We start from the raw sequence: 18,854 nt of genomic DNA, 5'->3' as shown, positions 1-18,854 counted from the left end.
TCAGAGCCGCCCGGCACTCAGGTGGGCATTTTCAGGACGAATCCACACTCCAGGGCCACCCAGCAAGCGCCGTCGGGACCGATGGCCAGACCGTGCGGTTCGCTGCCGGCGGGCAAGTCGATGGTCACCACGTCCCCGTCGCCGCTGATCCGGGCGACCTGATCGGCACCCCACAGGCTGACCCACACCCCGTCGGTGGGATCGGCGACCACCGCATGTGGTTTACCCGGTAGGTCCAGCTCCTGGATGGCGTCGTCGACCGGGATCCGGCCGATCTTGTCGGCGCGAATCTCGGTGAACCACACGGCATCGTCATGGGTGGCCGCGATGCCGACGGGACCAGCTGCGGCAGTGGGTAATTCGCGCGTCTTGAGGGTTCCGTCAACGGTCAGCCGGCCTACCGCGCCGGACTCGTTGAGTGTGAACCACAACGCGTCGTCAGGCCCCCGGGTGATCATCGACGGCATTCCGCCGACGGTGGCCACTGTGGTGATCTCACCGTCGGTATCGATCCTGCCGATCTCACCGGACGACATCGTGGTGAACCACAACGCACCGTCGGGACCGGGGGTGATACCGAAAGGCGCACTACCACTGTGCAACTCGTAGGAACTCAGCTCCCCCGCCGTGGTGATCCGGCCGATCCGATCGTCGCCGGACCGGGTGAACCACAGTGCCCCGTCCGGTCCTGCCGCGATGATCGACGGGCGCGAACCTTCCCCGACCGAGTAGGTGCGGACCTCCCCGGTGGCCGAAACCCGCGCGACGCCGCCACCGTGCACCAGGGTCACCCACATCGCGCCGTCGCTTCCGGCGGCCAGCGCGTACGGTCCGCCGTCGAGCCGTACTTTGAGCGCCTTACTCAAGCCAGTGCCACCAGGCCGAGCTCGTTGTCGGCGGTCAGCAACCGGTGGTGCGGCAGCACCCGGACGGTGTAGCCCACCGGCCCGGCCGCCGGAAGCGGTGTGGCGGTGGAGAACACCTCGGTCCCGCCGTCCGCCGAACCGGTGTGGGCCATCGGCACCGTCACCGGATCGAGGATCACGTCCCTGGCGTCCACTCGGCCCAGCACCGCCTGCACCGTGACCTCATCGGGCAGCAGTCCGCCCAATTGCACCGTGGCGGTCAGCGTCAGCTGTGACCCCAGCAGAGGCGTGTCGGGCAGCCCGTAGCTGTCCACATCGGTGATCTGGATCTTCGGCCACGCCTCCTGGACCCGCCTGCGGTAATCGGCCAATTCCTGGGCCGCGCCGAACGGTTCGCCCGAGGTGGCCTCGACGGTCTCGCGCAACGACTGTGCGGCCGGCAGGTAGTACTTCTCGGTGTAGTCCCGCACCATGCGCGAGGCCAGTACCTTCGGCCCGAGCACTTGCAACGTGTGACGCACCATCTCGACCCACCGGGTGGGCACCCCGTGCTCGTCGCGCTCGTAGAACTTCGGGGTGACGGCGTTCTCGAGGAGGTCATAGAGCGCGGCGGCCTCCAGGTCGTCGCGACGTGCCTCGTCATCGACGCCGTCGGCGGTCGGGATCTCCCATCCGTTCTCGCCGTCATACCACTCGTCCCACCAGCCGTCCCGGATCGAGAGGTTGAGCCCGCCGTTGAGCGCACTCTTCATTCCCGACGTGCCGCAGGCCTCCAACGGCCTCAGCGGATTGTTGAGCCAGACGTCGCAACCCCAGTACAGCAACCGGGCCATCGACATGTCGTAGTCCGGCAGGAACGCGATCCGGTGCCGCACCTCCGGCCGGTCGGCGAATCGCACGATCTGCTGGATGAGCGCCTTGCCGCCGTCGTCAGCCGGGTGCGACTTGCCCGCCACGATCAACTGCACCGGCCGCTTCTCGTCGAGCAACAGCTTCTCCAGCCGTTCCGGGTCACGCAGCATCAGCGTCAGCCGCTTGTACGTCGGCACCCGTCGCGCAAACCCGACAGTCAGCACCGACGGATCGAAAGCCGTTGCGATCCAGCCCAGCTCGGCCTCGGACGCACCGCGTTCCAGCCAGGAGCAACGCAACCGGTCACGCACATCGGCGATCAACGTCTCCCGCAGCTGGGAGCGGATCCACCACATGTGCGCAGGTTCGACCTCCTGCAGCCGCTGCCACACCGCCGGTTCCGCTGCCTCCGAACCGATCAGCTCACGGCCCAGGGCCAACCACTGCGGGGCCGCCCAGGTCGGCGCGTGCACGCCATTGGTGATCGAACCGATCGGCACCTCGGCCTGGTCGAATCCCGGCCACAGATCATTGAACATCGCCCGGCTGACGCGACCGTGCAACAAGGAAACCCCATTGGCCCGCTGTGCCAGCCGCAGACCCATGTGCGCCATGTTGAACTTCGATGGGTCATCCTCGGCACCGAACGCGACCACCCGTTCCAGCGGCACACCCGGCAGCAGGCGGGAGTCGGGCGGCCCGCTCCATCGATGCTCTTCGCGCGAGCGCTCATCGGGCGGGCTGCCGAAGTAACGCCTGATCATCTCGACCGGGAACCGGTCGATGCCGGCCGGGACCGGGGTGTGGGTGGTGAACACCGTCGACGACCGCACCACGGTCAGCGCGGTGTCGAAGTCCAGCCCGGCAGCGACCAATTCGCGGATGCGTTCCACGCCCAGGAAACCGGCGTGGCCCTCGTTCATGTGGAATACCTCAGGGGCGTGCAGGTTCTCGATCTCGGTAAAGGCCCGGATCGCACGCACGCCGCCGATACCGGCCAGGATCTCCTGCTTGATGCGGTGCTCCTGATCGCCGCCGTAGAGCCGATCGGTGACACCGCGCAGCTCGTGCTCGTTCTCCGGGACATCGGAGTCGAGGAGCAATAGCGGGACCCTGCCCACCTGCGCCACCCACACCCGGGCCCGCAGCTCGCGGGCATCGGGCAGCGCCAGCGCCACCAGCACCGGTGCCCCCGAGGAATCGGTGAGCAGCCGCAACGGCAACCCCTGCGGGTCCAGCGCCGGATAGGTCTCATGCTGCCAACCGTCAGCGGTCAGCGACTGCCGGAAGTAACCCGAGCGGTAGTACAGGCCCACGGCGATCAACGGCAGGCCCAGATCCGAAGCGGACTTCAGGTGGTCACCGGCCAGGATGCCCAGACCGCCCGAATAGTTCGGCAGCACCTCCGCGACGCCGAACTCCATCGAGAAATACGCGATGCCTTTGGGCATCTCGACTCCGTCGCTGATCTGCTGCTGGTACCACAACGGACGGCTCAGATAGGTGTCCAGGTCCGCAGTCAGCTCATCGAGCCGCACCAGGAACGATCGATCACCGGCGAGTTCGTCGAGCCGTTGCGGGCTGACCGCCCCCAGCAGGGCCACCGGGTCCCCGTTGGTCTGCTCCCACAGCTCGGCATCGACGACAGCAAACAAATCCTGGGTCGGTTTGTGCCACGACCAGCGCAGGTTGATCGACAGCCGTTCCAGCGCCGCCAACCGCTCGGGAAGGTGCGCGCGGACGGTGAACCTTCTGAGGGCTTTCACGCGAACCAACCTTACTGACAATTCCGGTTCATGCACCGGTGAGCGGTATCCGTTCAGACGGCGTTGAGGTCGCGCTTAACACCCGCGAGATTGGGCAGCCCATTACGGTGGGTATCAGACGCGACAAGGCAAGTGAACGAGAGACAGCCGCTTGATCGAGGCGACGTGAGGAGTGGATGGGTGGCCGGTCGGATCGGAATCGACGACGTCGCGCCTGTGGTGTTCGGTGGACAGTTCCCGGCAAAAGCCGTCGTCGGCGAGGTCGTGCCGGTCCGGGCCACGGTTTGGCGCGAGGGACATGACGCGGTTGCGGCCACCTTGGTGGTGCGCTACCTCGGTGTGGACTACCCGCGGCTGGCCACCGGTCCCGGCACCGCAACGGCTCCCGTACCGATCGACACCGTGTTGCCGGCCAATGCTGCGGTGCGTCCTTCACAGCGCATCAAACCGCAGGCCCTGCCCATGTCCACCGGGAACACTCCAGACGTCTTCCATGGCCAGTTCACACCCGACAGCGTCGGACTCTGGACCTACCGGGTCGACGGCTGGGGCGATCCGCTGGCCACCTGGCGCCACGCGGTCGAGGCCAAGCTGGGCGCCGGCCAGAGCGAGGCCGAGCTGTCCAACGACCTGCTGGTCGGCGCGCGCCTCATCGAGCGCGCCGCCGCCGGCGTGCCCCGCAAACTGCGCGACCCCCTGATCGAGGCCGCTGCGACGCTACGCACCCCCGGCGACCCGTTCCTGCGTGCCGGGGCGGCGCTGTCCGAGGAGGTCACCGAACTCCTCGACCAGTACCCGTTGCGCGAGTTGGTCACCCGCGGTGAGCAATACGGCGTCTGGGTGGACCGGCCACTGGCCCGGTTCTCCTCGTGGTACGAAATGTTTCCGCGGTCCACCGGCGGCCGGGACAAGGCCGGTCATCCAGTGCACGGCACGTTCGGCACCGCCGCCGAGCAACTCCCCCGGATCGCCCGCATGGGTTTCAACATCGTCTACCTGCCGCCCATCCACCCCATCGGCAAGGTGCACCGCAAAGGCCGCAACAACGCCGTGACCGCCGCACCGGACGACGTGGGGTCGCCGTGGGCGATCGGCAGCGACGAGGGTGGCCACGACGCCGTGCACCCCGCGCTGGGAACGATCGACGACTTCGATGCGTTCGTGGCCGCCGCCCGCCAGCAGGGCGTCGAGGTGGCGCTGGATCTGGCGCTGCAGTGCGCACCCGACCATCCTTGGGCCGCAGCTCATCCGGAGTGGTTCACCGTGCTACCCGACGGCACCATCGCCTATGCGGAGAACCCGCCGAAGAAATACCAGGACATCTATCCGCTCAACTTCGACAACGACCCCGCCGGGCTGTATCACGAGGTGCTACGTGTGGTTCGGTACTGGATCTCTCACGGCGTCAAGGTCTTCCGTGTCGACAATCCGCACACCAAACCACCCAACTTCTGGGTCTGGCTGATCGCCGAGATCAAGAACGAGGATCCGGACGTACTGTTCCTGTCCGAGGCGTTCACCCGGCCGGCGCGGCTTTACGGCCTGGCCAAACGTGGTTTCACCCAGTCCTACACGTACTTCACCTGGCGCACCAACAAGTGGGAGCTCACCGAATTCGGCAACGAGATCACCGCGAACGCCGACAGTGCACGGCCCAGCCTGTGGGTGAACACGCCCGACATCCTGCACGAGTCGCTGCAGCACGGGGGCCCCGGCATGTTCGCGATCCGTGCGGTACTGGCCGCCACCATGAGCCCATCGTGGGGCATGTACTCCGGCTTCGAACTGTTCGAGCACCGGGCCGTCCGCGAGGGCAGCGAGGAATACCTGGACTCCGAGAAGTACGAGCTGCGGCCGCGAGACTTCGCCGGCGCACTGGCCGAGGGCCGTTCCCTTGAGCCATTCGTGACCCGGCTCAACGAGATCCGACGCCTGCACCCGGCCTTGCGCCAGCTGCGTACGCTCACCTTCCACCACGTGGACAACGACGCGCTGCTCGCCTACAGCAAGTTCGACCCGATCACCGGCGACGCCGTACTCGTGGTGGTCACTCTCAACCCGTTCGGCCCGGAGGAAGCCACCCTGTGGTTGAACATGGAGGCTCTGGGTATGGAATCACATGACCGGTTCTGGGTACGTGACGAGATCACCGGCGAGGAATACCAATGGGGGCAGACGAATTACGTCCGCATCGATCCCGCCAAGGCGGTGGCGCATGTGTTGAACATGCCGCTCGTACCCTATGAGCAACGACTGGGCTTGCTACGCAGGGAATGAGAACGAGATGACAAGAAGCAACCACCTCACCGACCTACATCTGCGGCCCGACCCCACCGACATCCAGCGATTGCTGGTCGGTCAGCACCATGACCCGCATTCGGTGCTCGGCGCCCACGAGTACGGCGGCAAAACCGTGATCCGCGCCTTCCGCCCACACGCCGCCAAAGTCGTGGCGGTGATCGGTGGAGATAGACACCCCCTGCAGCACATCGATTCCGGGCTCTTCGCGGTGGCCGTTCCGTTCACCAACCTGGCGGACTACCGCTTGGAGATCAGCTATCCCGGCGCCGACGACACCCTCTTCACCCATACCACCGCCGACGCCTACCGGTTCCTGCCCACGCTCGGCGAACTGGATCTGCACCTGTTCGCCGAGGGCCGCCACGAACGCCTCTGGGAGATTCTGGGCGCGCACCCGCGCAGCTTCACCACCCCTGACGGGATCGTCGAAGGCGTCTCGTTCGCCGTGTGGGCGCCGAACGCCAAGGGTGTCAGTGTGATCGGCGACTTCAACCACTGGGACGGCAACGAGGCGCAGATGCGCGTGATGGGGTCCTCTGGGGTCTGGGAACTGTTCTGGCCGGGGTTCCCGGTCGGCGGCCTGTACAAGTTCCGCGTACATGGCGCCGGCGGCGTGACCGCCGACCGCGCCGATCCGATGGCCTTCGCCACCGAGGTACCACCGCAGACCGCATCCCGGGTCACCACCAGCTCCTACACCTGGAACGATGGTGAGTGGATGACCCGGCGGGCCACGCAGAACCCGGTATTCGAACCGATGAGCACCTACGAGGTGCACCTGATGTCCTGGCGCCCGGGGCTCAGCTACCGGCAGCTGGCGACGGAGCTGACCGAATACGTTGTGGAACAAGGCTTCACCCATGTCGAACTGCTGCCGGTCGCCGAGCACCCGTTCGGCGGTTCGTGGGGCTATCAGGTCACCTCGTACTACGCCCCGACGTCGCGATTGGGCGACCCTGACGACTTCCGGTTCCTGGTGGATACGCTGCACCGGGCCGGCATCGGAGTGATCGTCGACTGGGTGCCGGCGCACTTCCCCAAAGACGCCTGGGCACTGGGGCGGTTCGACGGCACTGCGCTCTACGAGCATTCCGATCCCCGCCGCGGCGAACAGCTCGACTGGGGCACTTACGTTTTCGACTTCGGCCGGCCCGAAGTACGCAACTTCCTGGTTGCCAACGCGCTGTACTGGCTCAAGGAGTATCACGTCGACGGCCTGCGGGTGGATGCCGTCGCCTCGATGCTCTATCTGGACTACTCCCGCCCCGAGGGCGGCTGGACGCCCAACATCCATGGCGGCCGGGAGAATCTGGAGGCGGTGCAGTTCCTTCAGGAGATGAATGCCACCGTCCACAAGGTGACCCCGGGCATCGTCACCATCGCCGAGGAGTCGACCTCCTGGCCCGGTGTCACCCGCCCGACCAACCTTGGCGGCCTTGGCTTCTCGATGAAATGGAACATGGGCTGGATGAACGACACGCTCGACTACGTCAGCCATGATCCGGTACACCGCAGTTATCACCACCACGAGATGACGTTCTCGATGCTGTACGCGTTCAGCGAGAACTACGTCCTGCCGATCAGCCACGACGAGGTGGTGCACGGCAAGGGCACGTTGTGGACCAGGATGCCCGGTGACGATCATGCCAAGGCCTCCGGATTGCGCAGCCTGCTCGCATACCAGTGGGCGCACCCGGGCAAGCAGTTGTTGTTCATGGGCCAGGAATTCGGCCAGCGGGCCGAATGGTCAGAGGAACGCGGGCTCGATTGGTTCCAACTCGACGAGCAGGGTTTCTCCGGGGGCGTGCAGAGGCTGGTGCGCGATCTCAACGGGATCTACCGCCGCCACCCGGCGCTGTGGAACCGCGACACCAGCCCGGAGGGCTACTCCTGGATCGACGCGAACGATTCGGCCAACAACGTGCTGAGCTTCCTGCGGTTCGGCGCGGACGGATCCGTGCTGGCCTGCGTGGTCAATTTCGCCGGCAGCGAGCACAGCGAGTACCGGCTCGGCCTACCGCACGCCGGCGAGTGGCGCGAGGTGCTCAACACCGACGCCACGATCTACAACGGTGCGGGCATCGGGAACATGGGCGCGGTCCAGGCCACCGAGGAGCCATGGCACGGCCGCCCGGCCTCGGCGGTGATGGTGCTGCCGCCGCTGGCGATGCTGTGGTTCGAGCCCGTCTGAGTTTTTTCGCTGGGCGGGAAAACGGCCGGAAATCAGTACAGCGCGTTGGCCAGGTTGCGCCGGCCCGCGATCACCTCGGGATCGGCCGGGTCGAACAGCTCGAACAGCTCGACGAGCCGGGTCCGCACCTTGGTCCGGTCGTCGCCTGCGGTGCGCTTGATCAACGCGATCAGCCGATCAAACGCCGCAGACACGTTCTGGGCCAGGATGTCGGCGTCGGCGGCGGCGAATGCCGCCTCGATGTCGTCGGGGGCGGCGTCGGCCGCGGCCACCGCGTCGGGACGCTGCGCGCTCGCCCTCTGCAGGAAGGCGATCTGTCGCACTGCGCCCTTGGCCTCTGCGTGGTTGGGCTGAGCATCGAGAATCGCCTGATAGGCGGCCGCTGCCTCGGCGAAGTCGCCGTTGTCCAAGTGCGTCCTGGCCGCTGCCAGCTCGGGATCGACCTGCTCCGGCTCATCGTCACCGGCACCGGATCCGGTCAGCTTGCCTGCGGTGGCCTGCAGCAGCGAATCGACCCAGCGCCGAAGTTCGTCGGCTGGTTGCGAGCCCTGGAAGCTGGCGATCGGCTGCCCTCCGGCGAGCGCCACGACGGTCGGCACGCCCTGGATGCCGAACATCTGCGCCACCCGCGGGGTGGTGTCGACATTGACCAGGGCCAACGACCACTTGCCGTTGTCGGCCGCTGCCAGGCCCGCCAAGGTGTCCCCCAGCGCGGCACTGGAATCGCTGCGCGGGGACCACAGCAGCACCACCACCGGTACCTGGCCCGAACGGACCAGTACTTCGGCTTCGAAGTTCGCTTCGTTGACCTCGGTGGCGTTCGGGCCGCCGGCCGGGCTGGGGCTGTCGCCGCCCGCCGCAGGCCGTTGTTTGAGTGCCGAGAGGTCAACCGCGCCGGCCAGCGCCGGCCCGACAGAAGGTCGTGGACGAGTCACGTCACCAAGTCTGTCACGTCGTTTCGGGCACCGCGCCGCCCGGTTGCGTCACCAGCACCGGAGCACCGGCCGCCTCCGGGCCCGAACCCAATCGGGCCGTCCGATCAGCCCACATGACGAAGATCACACTGCCCAATGGCACGATGCTGGCCAGCAAAGCCAGGATCCAGGTGCCGAGGCCCCACTTGCGGGCGAATCCGACCAGCAGGGCAGCCACCACGAAGGCGATGAAGATGCCGCCGTGGATCGGCCCGAACACCTTGACCCCGATTTCGGTACGCGGACTGCCCAGGTACTTGTAGTACATGCCGACCAGCAGGCCGGCCCAGCTCACCGCCTCGGCAAGAGCGATGAGCCGGAACCAGCCGGCAACCGTGCGCGGGTCGAAGGAGCGTGTCATGACCGCCATTGTGCCGCAGCGGACCGTCAGCTACTACACAGCGTCGTTTTGGCCGCCCTCCGATTAGCTGTCAGCGACGCAGGATCAGCGCATCACCCTGGCCACCGGCGCCACAGAGCGCGGCCACCGCGTAGCCGGAGCCCTTGCGGGCCAGCTCCAGCGCCGCGTGCAGCGTGATGCGGGCGCCCGACATGCCGATCGGGTGCCCGATGGCGATGGCGCCGCCGTTGACGTTCACCTTCGCCGGGTCGACACCCAGCTCCTTGGTCGAGGCCAGCGACACCGCAGCGAACGCCTCGTTGATCTCGAGGACGTCCAACTGATCGACGCTGATGCCCTCGCGCTCGACCGCCTTCTTGATCGCGTTGGCCGGCTGGCTCTGCAGCGTCGAATCCGGCCCGGCCACCACACCGTGCGCACCGATCTCACACAACCAGTCCAGCCCCAGCTCCTGCGCCTTGGCCTTGCTCATCACCACGACCGCGGCCGCACCATCAGAAATCTGCGACGACGAACCGGCGGTGATCGAGCCGTCCTTGCGGAAGGCCGGACGCAGACCACCCAGCGACTCGGCCGTGGTGTTGGCGCGGATGCCCTCGTCCTCGGCGAACTCGATCGGGTCGCCCTTGCGCTGCGGGATCGACACCGGCACCACCTCGTCGGCGTACACCCCGTCCTTCCATGCCGCGGCGGCCTTCTGATGCGATTGGGCAGCGAACTCGTCCTGCTCGGCGCGGGTGAACTTGTCGGTGTCGTTGCGCTGCTCGGTGAGCGCACCCATCGGCTGGTCGGTGAACACGTCGTGCAGGCCGTCGTAGGCCAGGTGATCGACCAGCGTGGCATCGCCGTACTTGTAGCCCTCGCGGCTCTTGGGCAGCAGGTGCGGCGCCTGGCTCATCGACTCCTGACCACCGGCCACCACGACCTCGAACTCGCCGGCCCGGATGAGCTGGTCGGCCAGCGCGATCGCATCGATGCCCGAAAGGCACATCTTGTTGATGCTCAGCGCGGGGACATCCCAGGGGATGCCTGCGGCTACCGCGGACTGACGAGCGGGCATCTGACCGGCGCCTGCGGTCAGCACCTGGCCCATGATCACGTAATCCACCAGCGAAGCGTCGACCTTCGCCTTCTCCAGCGCCCCGCGGATCGCGATTGCGCCCAGGTCACTGCCCGAGAAGTCTTTGAGCGAACCCATCAGCCTGCCCACCGGAGTACGCGCTCCAGCAACGATCACCGACGTTGTCATTCCTACCTCCAGTGGGTACTCGATAAGTGTGTGTGGCCCATCACACATACGCGAACGTTCAAGGAAAGGTTACCGTTGCGTTATGACCGCCGATCAGGTTGATGCCCGTCCCGCGCTCGCTTCCGCACTGGTGACGGCAATCGATCACGTCGGTATCGCCGTCCCCGATCTGGATGCCGCCGCAAAGTGGTACCACGACAACCTCGGCATGATCGTCCTCCACGAGGAGATCAACGAGGAGCAGGGTGTCCGCGAGGCGATGCTCTCGGTGCGCGGCGCCGCCAAGGGCAGCGCACAGATCCAACTTCTGGCTCCGTTGGACGAGAAGTCGACGATTGCCAAGTTCATCGATCGCAGCGGCCCCGGCCTGCAGCAGCTGGCGTACCGGACCAGCGACATCGACGCGCTGAGTGAGCGTCTGCGCAGCCAAGGCGTTCGGCTGCTCTACGAGGCTCCCCGCAAGGGCACCGCGAACTCACGCATCAACTTCATCCACCCCAAGGACGCCGGCGGCGTGCTGATCGAGCTGGTGGAACCGTCCGCAGACGAGCACTGACCGCTCAGGACCACTTTCTCGTCGGACGACGGTTGGCCCGGTTCGCCCAGCAGGCGGTGTGCCAGTGTCTGCGGTCTTCGATGTCGCCGACGTCGATCGGAAGTACCACCACGTGCGCTGTGGCCACACGGATCTCGTGGTCGCAGCCGGGGCACCGATAGACCTTCACCGCACGCGACGCGGCGACTGTTCGCACTTCGTAGTCGTATCCGTCCGGGCCCGTCTCGATTCGGCGCGTCGGCGGCAGCGGCGCCAACCGGCGGTGTTCACGGGGCCGACGACGCATCAGAACAGCCGGTACTCGTCGCTGTCCATACCCCGCATCTGGTCGTAATCCAATGTCACGCAGCGGATTCCACGGTCAGTGGCGAGGGTTCGGGCCTGCGGCTTGATCTGTTGGGCGGCAAACACGCCCGTCACCGGAGCGAGCACGGTATCGCGGTTCAGCAGTTCGAGATAGCGCGTCAGCTGTTCGACGCCGTCGATCTCCCCGCGGCGTTTGATCTCGACAGCCACCGAACGGCCGAGCTCGTCGCGGCACATCAGATCCACCGGACCGATCGCGGTCGGGTACTCGCGGCGCACCAAGGTGTAGCCGGCGCCCAGGAGCTCGACGTGCTCGGCCAGCAGGACTTGCAGGTGCGCCTCCACGCCGTCCTTCACCAAGCCGGGATCGACGCCGAGCTCATGGCTGGAGTCGTGCTCGACATCTTCGACCGTGATGCGCAACTGTTCGCCGGCCTTGTTCTCGACCACCCACACCGGCACACCATCGCCGTCATCCTCGGTGAGCCAGCAGGGCGGACTCATCCAATTCAGCGGCTTGTAGGCGCGATCGTCGGCATGGACGCTGACCGAACCGTCGGACTTGAACAACAACAGCCTGCGGGCCGAAGGCAGGTGGGCGGTCAGCCGCCCCACATAGTCGACGGTGCACTGGGCAATCACGAGGCGCACTCGAACCACCTTAGGGCCATCCCCGGACGTACTAACCGATGCGTCACTGCGTGCCTGCCCAACTTGTCGGTGGTGCGTGCAATGCTCACCGCTGAGATGACCCGGCATACCACGTTCCGATTCTGTCTGGACCCCACGGTTGAGCAGCACAGCCTGATGTCCAGACACGCCGGTGCATCGCGATTCGCGTTCAACCAGTGTCTGCGTATCGTCAAAACCGCACTCACCCAACGCGACGCCGGCCGTGACACCGAGGTGCCGTGGACCGGTTTCGATTTGATCAACTCCTTCAATTCGTGGAAGCGGTCCGAGGAAGCCGGACGGATCTTCGCTGTTGGTAACGATGGCGTTGCTGCCACGTTGGTGACCGGACTGTCGTGGCGGACCGAGGTGCGCCAGCAGGTCTTCGAAGAAGCCGCTGTCGACCTGGGTAAGGGGCTGAAGGCTTGGTCGGATTCGCAATCTGATCAGCGCAGCGGTAAGCACATTGGGTTTCCACAGTTCAAAAAGAAGACCAATACGGTGCCGTCGTTTCGGCTACGAAACAACCGCCCCAAGGGCCAGCTGCCGCCAATCCGAGTAGGAGAGTGCAATCGGCCACGCTCCATCACTCTGCCCGGTATCGGGCAGATCGGAGTGTTCGACGACACTCGCCGGTTGAGACGCATGCTCACGAACAACCGAGCCAAGATTCTGTTCGCGACCCTCACATGTCGGCGCGGCCGGTGGTGGGTGTCGATGAACGTGGAGGCAGTCGACCTGCACCCGGGTCAGCACCATCCGGCGCGAGATCCGGCCGACGACACAGGGTGGGTCGGCCTCGACCGGGGATTGTCGGCGTTTGTAGTCGCCGCCACTGCAGACGGCAAGGAGGTAGCTCGAATTGCCGCGGCCCCTAAAGCGCTGGCCAAAGGGATGGTCAAGCAACGACGGCTCGCGAAATCGTTGTCACGCAAGCAGAAAGGATCACGGAACCGGAAGGACGCCGCAACCAAACTGGGCCGACATCACCACCACGTCGCCAACGTCCGACGCCATTTCCTACACGATGTCACCAACGCGCTGGTCAAGGCTCACGACCGACTCGTCATCGAGGACTTGAACGTGACAGGCATGATGGCCAACCATCGACTCGCTGGCGCGATAGCCGATGCGAGCTGGACCGAGTTCGCCAGGCTGTTGAAGTACAAACAAGCCTGGCGTAGCGGCGACATTGTTCAGGCGGATCGATGGTATCCATCGACTAAACGCTGCTCGGCTTGCACGGCTGTAAACGCCACGATGACATTAGCCGATCGAGTGTTCACCTGCGATTGCGGATACGTCGCCGACCGCGACACCAATGCGGCCGTAAACCTCGCCCTTTGGGGACAAAACCATCACCCCTCACCAGATCCCCGGACCCCCAAGCGAAGGGGCCGGGCAACCAATGCCCGCCGACGGGAAGGCGCTGACCAGTACTCATCGCGTATTGGTGAAACCAGCCCGGATGAAACGGGAACGGACGTTCAGCCCCCACGCGCGGTCTGAACCGACGGACGCCCGAGAAGGGCGGTGTCGAACATTCTCCAGAGTTGTTCGCCACGCTTTAGGCTGACGCCACAATGAACTCCGACAAATCGCTGGCACGACGGCTGGGCCGCGTCCTTGAGGGTGTCACCCGCCAGAACAGCCGGATCCCGATCACCCCGGAATACGGATCGTGGATGTTGGGCCGCGTATCGGAGAGCCAGCGCCGGCGCAGAGTGCGCATCCAGGTCATCCTCACGACGTTCGTAGTCTTCGTGAACCTGCTCGGCATCGGCATCTCGATGATCATCGTCACTCTGTTGTTCCCGACACCGAGCGTGTTCGATCCGCAGGTCCGCTGGATCACCTTCATCGTGGGCCCCATCTACATGGCCTCGGCGTTGATCGTCGGGGTGTTCTGGGCGACGACCCGGGTGATCGACAACGTACGCTGGGCGATCGAGGAACGACCACCCACCATCGCGGATCAGCGGAACACGTTCTTCGCGCCGTTCCGGCTCACCCGCGTGCTGCTGGTCCTATGGGGGCTCGGCGCCGCCCTACTGACCACGCTCTTCGGGTTGGTCGACACCAACTACATCCCGAAGTTCCTGCTGGGCATCACTTTTCCCGGCATCGTGGTGTCGGTCAGCTGTCACCTGTTCACCGAGTTCGCACTGCGGCCGGTCGCCGCCCAAGCACTGGAGGCAGGCCCGCCGCCGGTCCGGCTGGCTCCGGGCATCATGGGGCGCACCATGGTGGTGTGGGCCCTGAGCTCGGGTGTTCCCATCCTCGGAATCATGCTGGCCGCGATGTTCGCCGTAACGCTCAACAACCTGACTCCGACCCAATTCGCTTACGCCGTCATCGGTCTCGGCTCGTTCGCGTTGGTCTTCGGCTTCCTGCTGATGTGGATCCTGTCCTATCTGACCGCAACTCCGATTCGAGTGGTGCGTGCCGCCCTCAATCGCGTCGAGCAGGGTGATCTGGATACCAACCTGGTGGTGTTCGACGGCACTGAATTGGGCCAGCTGCAACGCGGATTCAACTCGATGGTGCACGGCCTGCGTGAGCGCGAGCGGGTTCGCGATCTGTTCGGCCGCCACGTCGGCCGCGAGGTCGCCGCACTCGCCGAGCAGGAGAAGCCCGTCCTTGGCGGCGAGGAACGCCACGCCGCAGTGATTTTCGTCGACGTGATCGGCTCGACTCAGTTGGTCACCACGCGGCCCGCGGTCGAGGTGGTCGATCTGCTCAACCGCTTTTTCGCGGTGATCGTCGACGAGGTCGACAACCACCGGGGCCTGGTCAACAAGTTCGAAGGTGACGCGATACTGGCCGTGTTCGGTGCGCCCGCCTCACTGCCCAACGCCGAGGACGAGGCGCTCGGCGCCGCCCGGGCGGTCGCGCGTCGGCTTCGTACCGAGGTGCCCGAGCTCGAGGCAGGCATCGGGGTCGCGGCCGGCCAGGTGGTGGCCGGAAACGTCGGTGCCAAACAGCGCTTCGAGTACACCGTGATCGGAGAGCCGGTCAACGAGGCCGCCCGGCTGTGCGATTTCTCCAAGCAGGTGCCCGGGCACCTGGTGGCGTCGTCGGACACCATCGCCAACGCGTCCGAAACCGAGCGGGCCCGTTGGTCACTGGGCGAATCGGTGATGCTGCGCGGTCTCGGCGAGCCGACCCGGGTCGCGGTGCCGGCCTAGCCGGCGCCCCACTGCCGCGCTGCGTCCACTGCGTCGGCGACGGTGCGGAACACCACGGCGTCGTAGTCGTCACGCCGGTCGGGCGGTACCACGCGGCCATCGGGGTCGACGAGGTAGGCCTCCTTGCCCGCCGCGGTCAGGACGGCCCGCAGTCCGGTCAGCATGCCGCGGGCAGCGTCGTTGATGTCGTCGACGCGGGTGACGTCGAGCACGGCGACGTCGTACTCGCCACGCTCGTGCTCGGCACTCCGCAGCACCTGCTCAGCCCCGGCGAACAGCAGGTCACCCTGAACCTCGTAGACGCGGACACCAGGATGGACATCGAACACGGCCCGCAGCGTCGACGACGACTCACGACCGACGGTGAGGAAATGGAGCCCCAACTGCGAGGAAAGGTTGAGGCACACCTGCACCCCGCGCACGCTGTTGCCACGGGAATCCAGCCGCGGTGAGTAGACACCGATGCCGAGTTGGCCGGGCAGGACCGCCACGATGCCGCCGCCGACACCGCTCTTGGCGGGCATGCCGACAGCGCTGACCCAATCGCCCGTTGCGTCGTACATTCCGCAGGTCACCATCACACTGAGCGTGCGGCGAACCACGTTTGCGTCGATCACCCGTCTGCCGGTCAAAGGATTGAGCCCGCCCCGGGCCAACGTGGCAGCCATCCGGGCCAGGTCGGTGCTGGTCACCTTGACCGAACACTGGCGGAAGTACACGTCCAGAACCTCGTCCGGATCACCGTCCAGCACACCGAAACTGGCCAACATGTAGGCGATCGCCCGATTGCGATTGCCGGTTGCCTTCTCCGAGGCGTACACATCCAAGTCGACCTCGAGCCGTCGGCCCGCACATGCCGAGTAGAACTCGTGGATCCGGTCGAACCGCTCGTCGGGACCTGCTCCGGGTATCAGCGAAACCGCTGCAATCGCACCGGCGTTGATCATCGGGTTTTTCGGCGTCTTGGTGACGTTGTCGACGCTGATTTCGTTGAACGCCTCACCGGAGGGTTCGACGCCGATCCTGGCATCGACCGCATCCTGACCGATCCGGCTCAGCGCCAGGGCATAGGTGAAAGGCTTGGAGATCGACTGAATGGTGAATTCGACTGCAGCATCGCCTGATTCGTAGACATAGCCGTCCGAGGAAGACAAACTCAGCCCGAAGCCCTCGGGATCGGCATTGGCCAGCTCAGGTATGTAGCTTGCCAAGGTGCCGTCGCGCAGGTCGATCTGCTCGGCACGGATCCGGTCCAGGTAGTGCTGCACCAGCTCGGCCACGTGTCGGAGTCTAACCGCGGGCACCATCCCACGACGATGTCGTTTTTCCGCTAGTGCAGCGGCGGAACCCGTGCCATCGTGGAGCGCATGCACGAGGATTTCGACCGCTGCTACCGGGCAGTCCAGTCCAAGGATGCACGGTTCGACGGCTGGTTCGTCACCGCCGTGCTCACCACGGGCATCTACTGCCGCCCCAGCTGCCCGGTGCGCCCTCCGTTCGCCCGCAACATGCGTTTCTACCCGACCGCTGCTGCCGCGCAGGCAGCCGGCTTCCGGGCCTGCAAGCGGTGCCGTCCGGACGCATCACCGGGCTCCCCGGAATGGAATGTGCGCGGCGACATCGTGGCTCGATGCATGCGGCTGATCGCCGATGGCACCGTGGACCGCGAAGGCGTGACCGGCCTGGCCGCCCGGGTGGGTTACACCAGCCGGCAGTTGCAGCGCATCCTGCAGGCGGAGCTCGGTGCCAATCCCCTGGCGCTGGCGCGGGCGCAACGCGCCCAGACCGCCCGGGTCTTGATCGAGACCACCGAATTGCCGTTCGCCGATGTCGCATTCGCCGCGGGCTTCGCCAGCATCAGGCAGTTCAACGACACCGTCCGTGCGGTGTGCGATCTGACCCCGACTCAGCTGCGGCAGCGGGCGCGCTCCCGGTTTTCCTCAGATGCCTCCACTCCCGGCGTCCTGTCACTGCGGCTGCCGGTGCGCACCCCGTTCGCGTACGAAGGGATGTTCGGGCATCTGGCGGCCAGCGCGGTGCCAGGACTTGAGGAGGTTCGCGACGGTCAGTACCGGCGCACCTTGCGGCTGCCACATGGGTACGGCGTGGTGGGCCTGACGCCACAGCCCGATCATGTCCGCTGCCAGTTGGTGCTCGACGACTTCCGCGATCTCGCGGCCGCGATCGCCCGGTGCCGGCGCCTGTTGGACCTCGACGCCGATCCGGAAGCTGTGGTGGAAGCACTCCAAGACGACCCCCGACTGGCGGCTGTGGTGGCCAAGGCGCCCGGGCAACGCATTCCACGCACCGTCGATGAATCCGAGCTCGCACTCAGGGTGGTGATCGGGCAGCAGGTCTCGATCAAGGCGGCCGCCACGCACGTCGGTCGTCTCGTCGCCCGCTACGGAACCGCGATCTCCGACGACGCCGGAGGTCTGACCCAGGTATTTCCGAGCGCAGCCGAGCTCGCCGGTCTCGATCCCGATGGTCTGGCGATGCCGGCATCCAGGAAGCGCACCGTCGTCGCGTTGGTGTCCGCGATCGCAACCGGAGATCTGACCCTCGACCCCGGATGCGACTGGGATCGGGCTCGCGAGCAGTTGCTCGCCTTACCCGGGGTGGGTCCATGGACGACCGAGGTGATCGCCATGAGGGGGCTCGGGGATCCAGATGCCTTCCCCGACACCGATCTCGGGGTCCGCGCGGCCGCCGAACACCTCGGCCTCGCCCCTGACGGGTTGGTCGAACACAGCGCCCGTTGGCGTCCGTGGCGCGCGTATGCGACACAACACCTGTGGACCACACTGGACCACGCGGTGAACCAGTGGCCCCCGCACGATCGACAGGAGAAGTCATGACGACACTGCATTACCGCACCATGGACAGCCCGGTCGGTCTCCTGACACTGGCCGGCCGGGACGGAAAGCTCATGCACCTACGGATGGTCGATCAGACCTATGAGCCGAGTCGCCAGGGGTGGGAAGTCGACGACAACGCATTCCCCGAAGCCGTCGAGCAGCTCTCGGAATATTTTGCCGGCGACCGCACCGAGTTCGACCTCGAGCTCGACATGATGGGCACGCAATTTCAGCGCCGGGTGTGGCAAGCGCTGCAGGCCATTCCTTACGGACAAACCTGCTCATACGGCGAGATTGCCCGGCAGATCGGTTCGCCGAGCGCATTCCGAGCAGTCGGTCTGGCCAACGGGCACAACCCGATCGGCATCATCGTCCCGTGCCATCGGGTGATCGGCGCGAATGGCAGCCTCACCGGGTACGGCGGCGGCCTGGACCGCAAGCGAGCGTTGTTGGAATTGGAGAAAAGCCGAACCACCCCGGCCCTTTTCAATTGAACGACGGGCGTTTCGCGATTCGCCATCGGAATTGGGAACGTCCATACATACAAAAATGCCCGAGCCCTCCAATCGAAATTGGAGGGCTCGGGACTTAATTTGTGTTCGGCGGTGTCCTACTTTTCCACCCGTGTGGGTAGTATCATCGGCGCTGGCAGGCTTAGCTTCCGGGTTCGGGATGGGACCGGGCGTTTCCCTGCCGCTATGGACCGCCGTAACT

The 18,854-nt window shown here is 65.8% G+C and carries 15 protein-coding genes and 1 rRNA gene; 7 read left to right on the top strand and 9 right to left on the bottom strand.

The window, feature by feature from the left end; translation table 11 throughout:
- Positions 1-17: 17 nt before the first annotated feature.
- Positions 18-866: a Vgb family protein gene (locus BKG60_RS24185; RefSeq protein WP_070945157.1), complete on the bottom strand. Its 849-nt coding sequence runs from the start codon at positions 864-866 to the stop codon at positions 18-20.
- Positions 863-3,484, bottom strand: coding sequence for a glycosyltransferase family 1 protein (locus BKG60_RS24180; RefSeq protein ID WP_070945158.1), 2,622 nt, complete (start codon positions 3,482-3,484; stop codon positions 863-865). Before BKG60_RS24180 ends, BKG60_RS24185 begins: the two co-directional genes overlap by 4 nt.
- Before the next feature lie 180 nt (positions 3,485-3,664).
- Between BKG60_RS24180 and BKG60_RS24175 the strand changes: the two genes are divergently transcribed.
- Positions 3,665-5,761 (top strand): alpha-1,4-glucan--maltose-1-phosphate maltosyltransferase, encoded by a 2,097-nt coding sequence (locus BKG60_RS24175; RefSeq protein WP_070945159.1) that lies wholly within the window; start codon positions 3,665-3,667, stop codon positions 5,759-5,761.
- Between the two features lie 7 nt (positions 5,762-5,768).
- Positions 5,769-7,976 (top strand): 1,4-alpha-glucan branching protein GlgB, encoded by a 2,208-nt coding sequence (gene glgB / locus BKG60_RS24170; protein ID WP_070945188.1) that lies wholly within the window; start codon positions 5,769-5,771, stop codon positions 7,974-7,976.
- 32 nt (positions 7,977-8,008) lie between these two features.
- Here the strand turns inward: glgB and BKG60_RS24165 are convergent, their stop codons facing one another.
- From BKG60_RS24165 to BKG60_RS24155, 3 genes are all read right to left on the bottom strand, one after another.
- Positions 8,009-8,911 (bottom strand): tetratricopeptide repeat protein, encoded by a 903-nt coding sequence (locus BKG60_RS24165; RefSeq protein ID WP_070945160.1) that lies wholly within the window; start codon positions 8,909-8,911, stop codon positions 8,009-8,011.
- 13 nt (positions 8,912-8,924) lie between these two features.
- Complete coding sequence (locus BKG60_RS24160) at positions 8,925-9,320, bottom strand: DUF3817 domain-containing protein (RefSeq protein WP_070945161.1); 396 nt, start codon at positions 9,318-9,320, stop codon at positions 8,925-8,927.
- Positions 9,321-9,381: 61 nt separating this feature from the next.
- The gene (locus BKG60_RS24155; RefSeq protein WP_070945162.1) at positions 9,382-10,560 is read right to left on the bottom strand and encodes an acetyl-CoA C-acetyltransferase; all 1,179 of its coding nucleotides are present in this window, start codon (positions 10,558-10,560) and stop codon (positions 9,382-9,384) included.
- 82 nt (positions 10,561-10,642) lie between these two features.
- Between BKG60_RS24155 and mce the strand changes: the two genes are divergently transcribed.
- Entirely contained in the window at positions 10,643-11,116 is a 474-nt protein-coding gene (gene mce, locus BKG60_RS24150) for a methylmalonyl-CoA epimerase (protein WP_070188291.1), read from the top strand.
- A gap of 4 nt (positions 11,117-11,120) precedes the next feature.
- Here the strand turns inward: mce and BKG60_RS24145 are convergent, their stop codons facing one another.
- Both BKG60_RS24145 and nucS read right to left on the bottom strand, forming a co-directional pair.
- Positions 11,121-11,402 (bottom strand): hypothetical protein, encoded by a 282-nt coding sequence (locus BKG60_RS24145; RefSeq protein ID WP_070945163.1) that lies wholly within the window; start codon positions 11,400-11,402, stop codon positions 11,121-11,123.
- Positions 11,402-12,073, bottom strand: coding sequence for an endonuclease NucS (nucS, locus tag BKG60_RS24140; protein WP_070188293.1), 672 nt, complete (start codon positions 12,071-12,073; stop codon positions 11,402-11,404). The genes BKG60_RS24145 and nucS overlap by 1 nt, the downstream gene beginning before the upstream one ends.
- Before the next feature lie 81 nt (positions 12,074-12,154).
- Here nucS and BKG60_RS24135 point away from each other — a divergent pair, with 81 nt between their 5' ends.
- Entirely contained in the window at positions 12,155-13,603 is a 1,449-nt protein-coding gene (locus BKG60_RS24135; protein ID WP_070945164.1) for an RNA-guided endonuclease InsQ/TnpB family protein, read from the top strand.
- A gap of 74 nt (positions 13,604-13,677) precedes the next feature.
- Entirely contained in the window at positions 13,678-15,282 is a 1,605-nt protein-coding gene (locus BKG60_RS24130) for an adenylate/guanylate cyclase domain-containing protein (protein ID WP_070945165.1), read from the top strand.
- On the opposite strand, the gene glsA is transcribed toward BKG60_RS24130, so the two are convergent.
- A complete protein-coding gene (gene glsA, locus BKG60_RS24125; RefSeq protein ID WP_070945166.1) occupies positions 15,279-16,562 on the bottom strand; it encodes a glutaminase A in 1,284 nt (427 codons plus the stop codon). The two genes, BKG60_RS24130 and glsA, sit on opposite strands and share 4 nt — an antisense overlap.
- An 87-nt stretch (positions 16,563-16,649) precedes the next feature.
- Between glsA and BKG60_RS24120 the strand changes: the two genes are divergently transcribed.
- Positions 16,650-18,140 (top strand): DNA-3-methyladenine glycosylase 2 family protein, encoded by a 1,491-nt coding sequence (locus BKG60_RS24120; RefSeq protein ID WP_070945189.1) that lies wholly within the window; start codon positions 16,650-16,652, stop codon positions 18,138-18,140.
- The gene (locus BKG60_RS24115; protein ID WP_070945167.1) at positions 18,137-18,634 is read left to right on the top strand and encodes a methylated-DNA--[protein]-cysteine S-methyltransferase; all 498 of its coding nucleotides are present in this window, start codon (positions 18,137-18,139) and stop codon (positions 18,632-18,634) included. Before BKG60_RS24120 ends, BKG60_RS24115 begins: the two co-directional genes overlap by 4 nt.
- A 103-nt stretch (positions 18,635-18,737) precedes the next feature.
- On the opposite strand, the gene rrf is transcribed toward BKG60_RS24115, so the two are convergent.
- Positions 18,738-18,851, bottom strand: a 5S ribosomal RNA gene (gene rrf, locus BKG60_RS24110).
- Positions 18,852-18,854 lie beyond the last annotated feature (3 nt).

Source organism: Mycobacterium syngnathidarum, from assembly GCF_001942625.1.
GTDB classification, from domain to species: domain Bacteria; phylum Actinomycetota; class Actinomycetes; order Mycobacteriales; family Mycobacteriaceae; genus Mycobacterium; species Mycobacterium syngnathidarum.
Note: the sequence above shows the minus strand (reverse complement) of the source record. Positions and strands in the feature narration are given on the sequence as shown.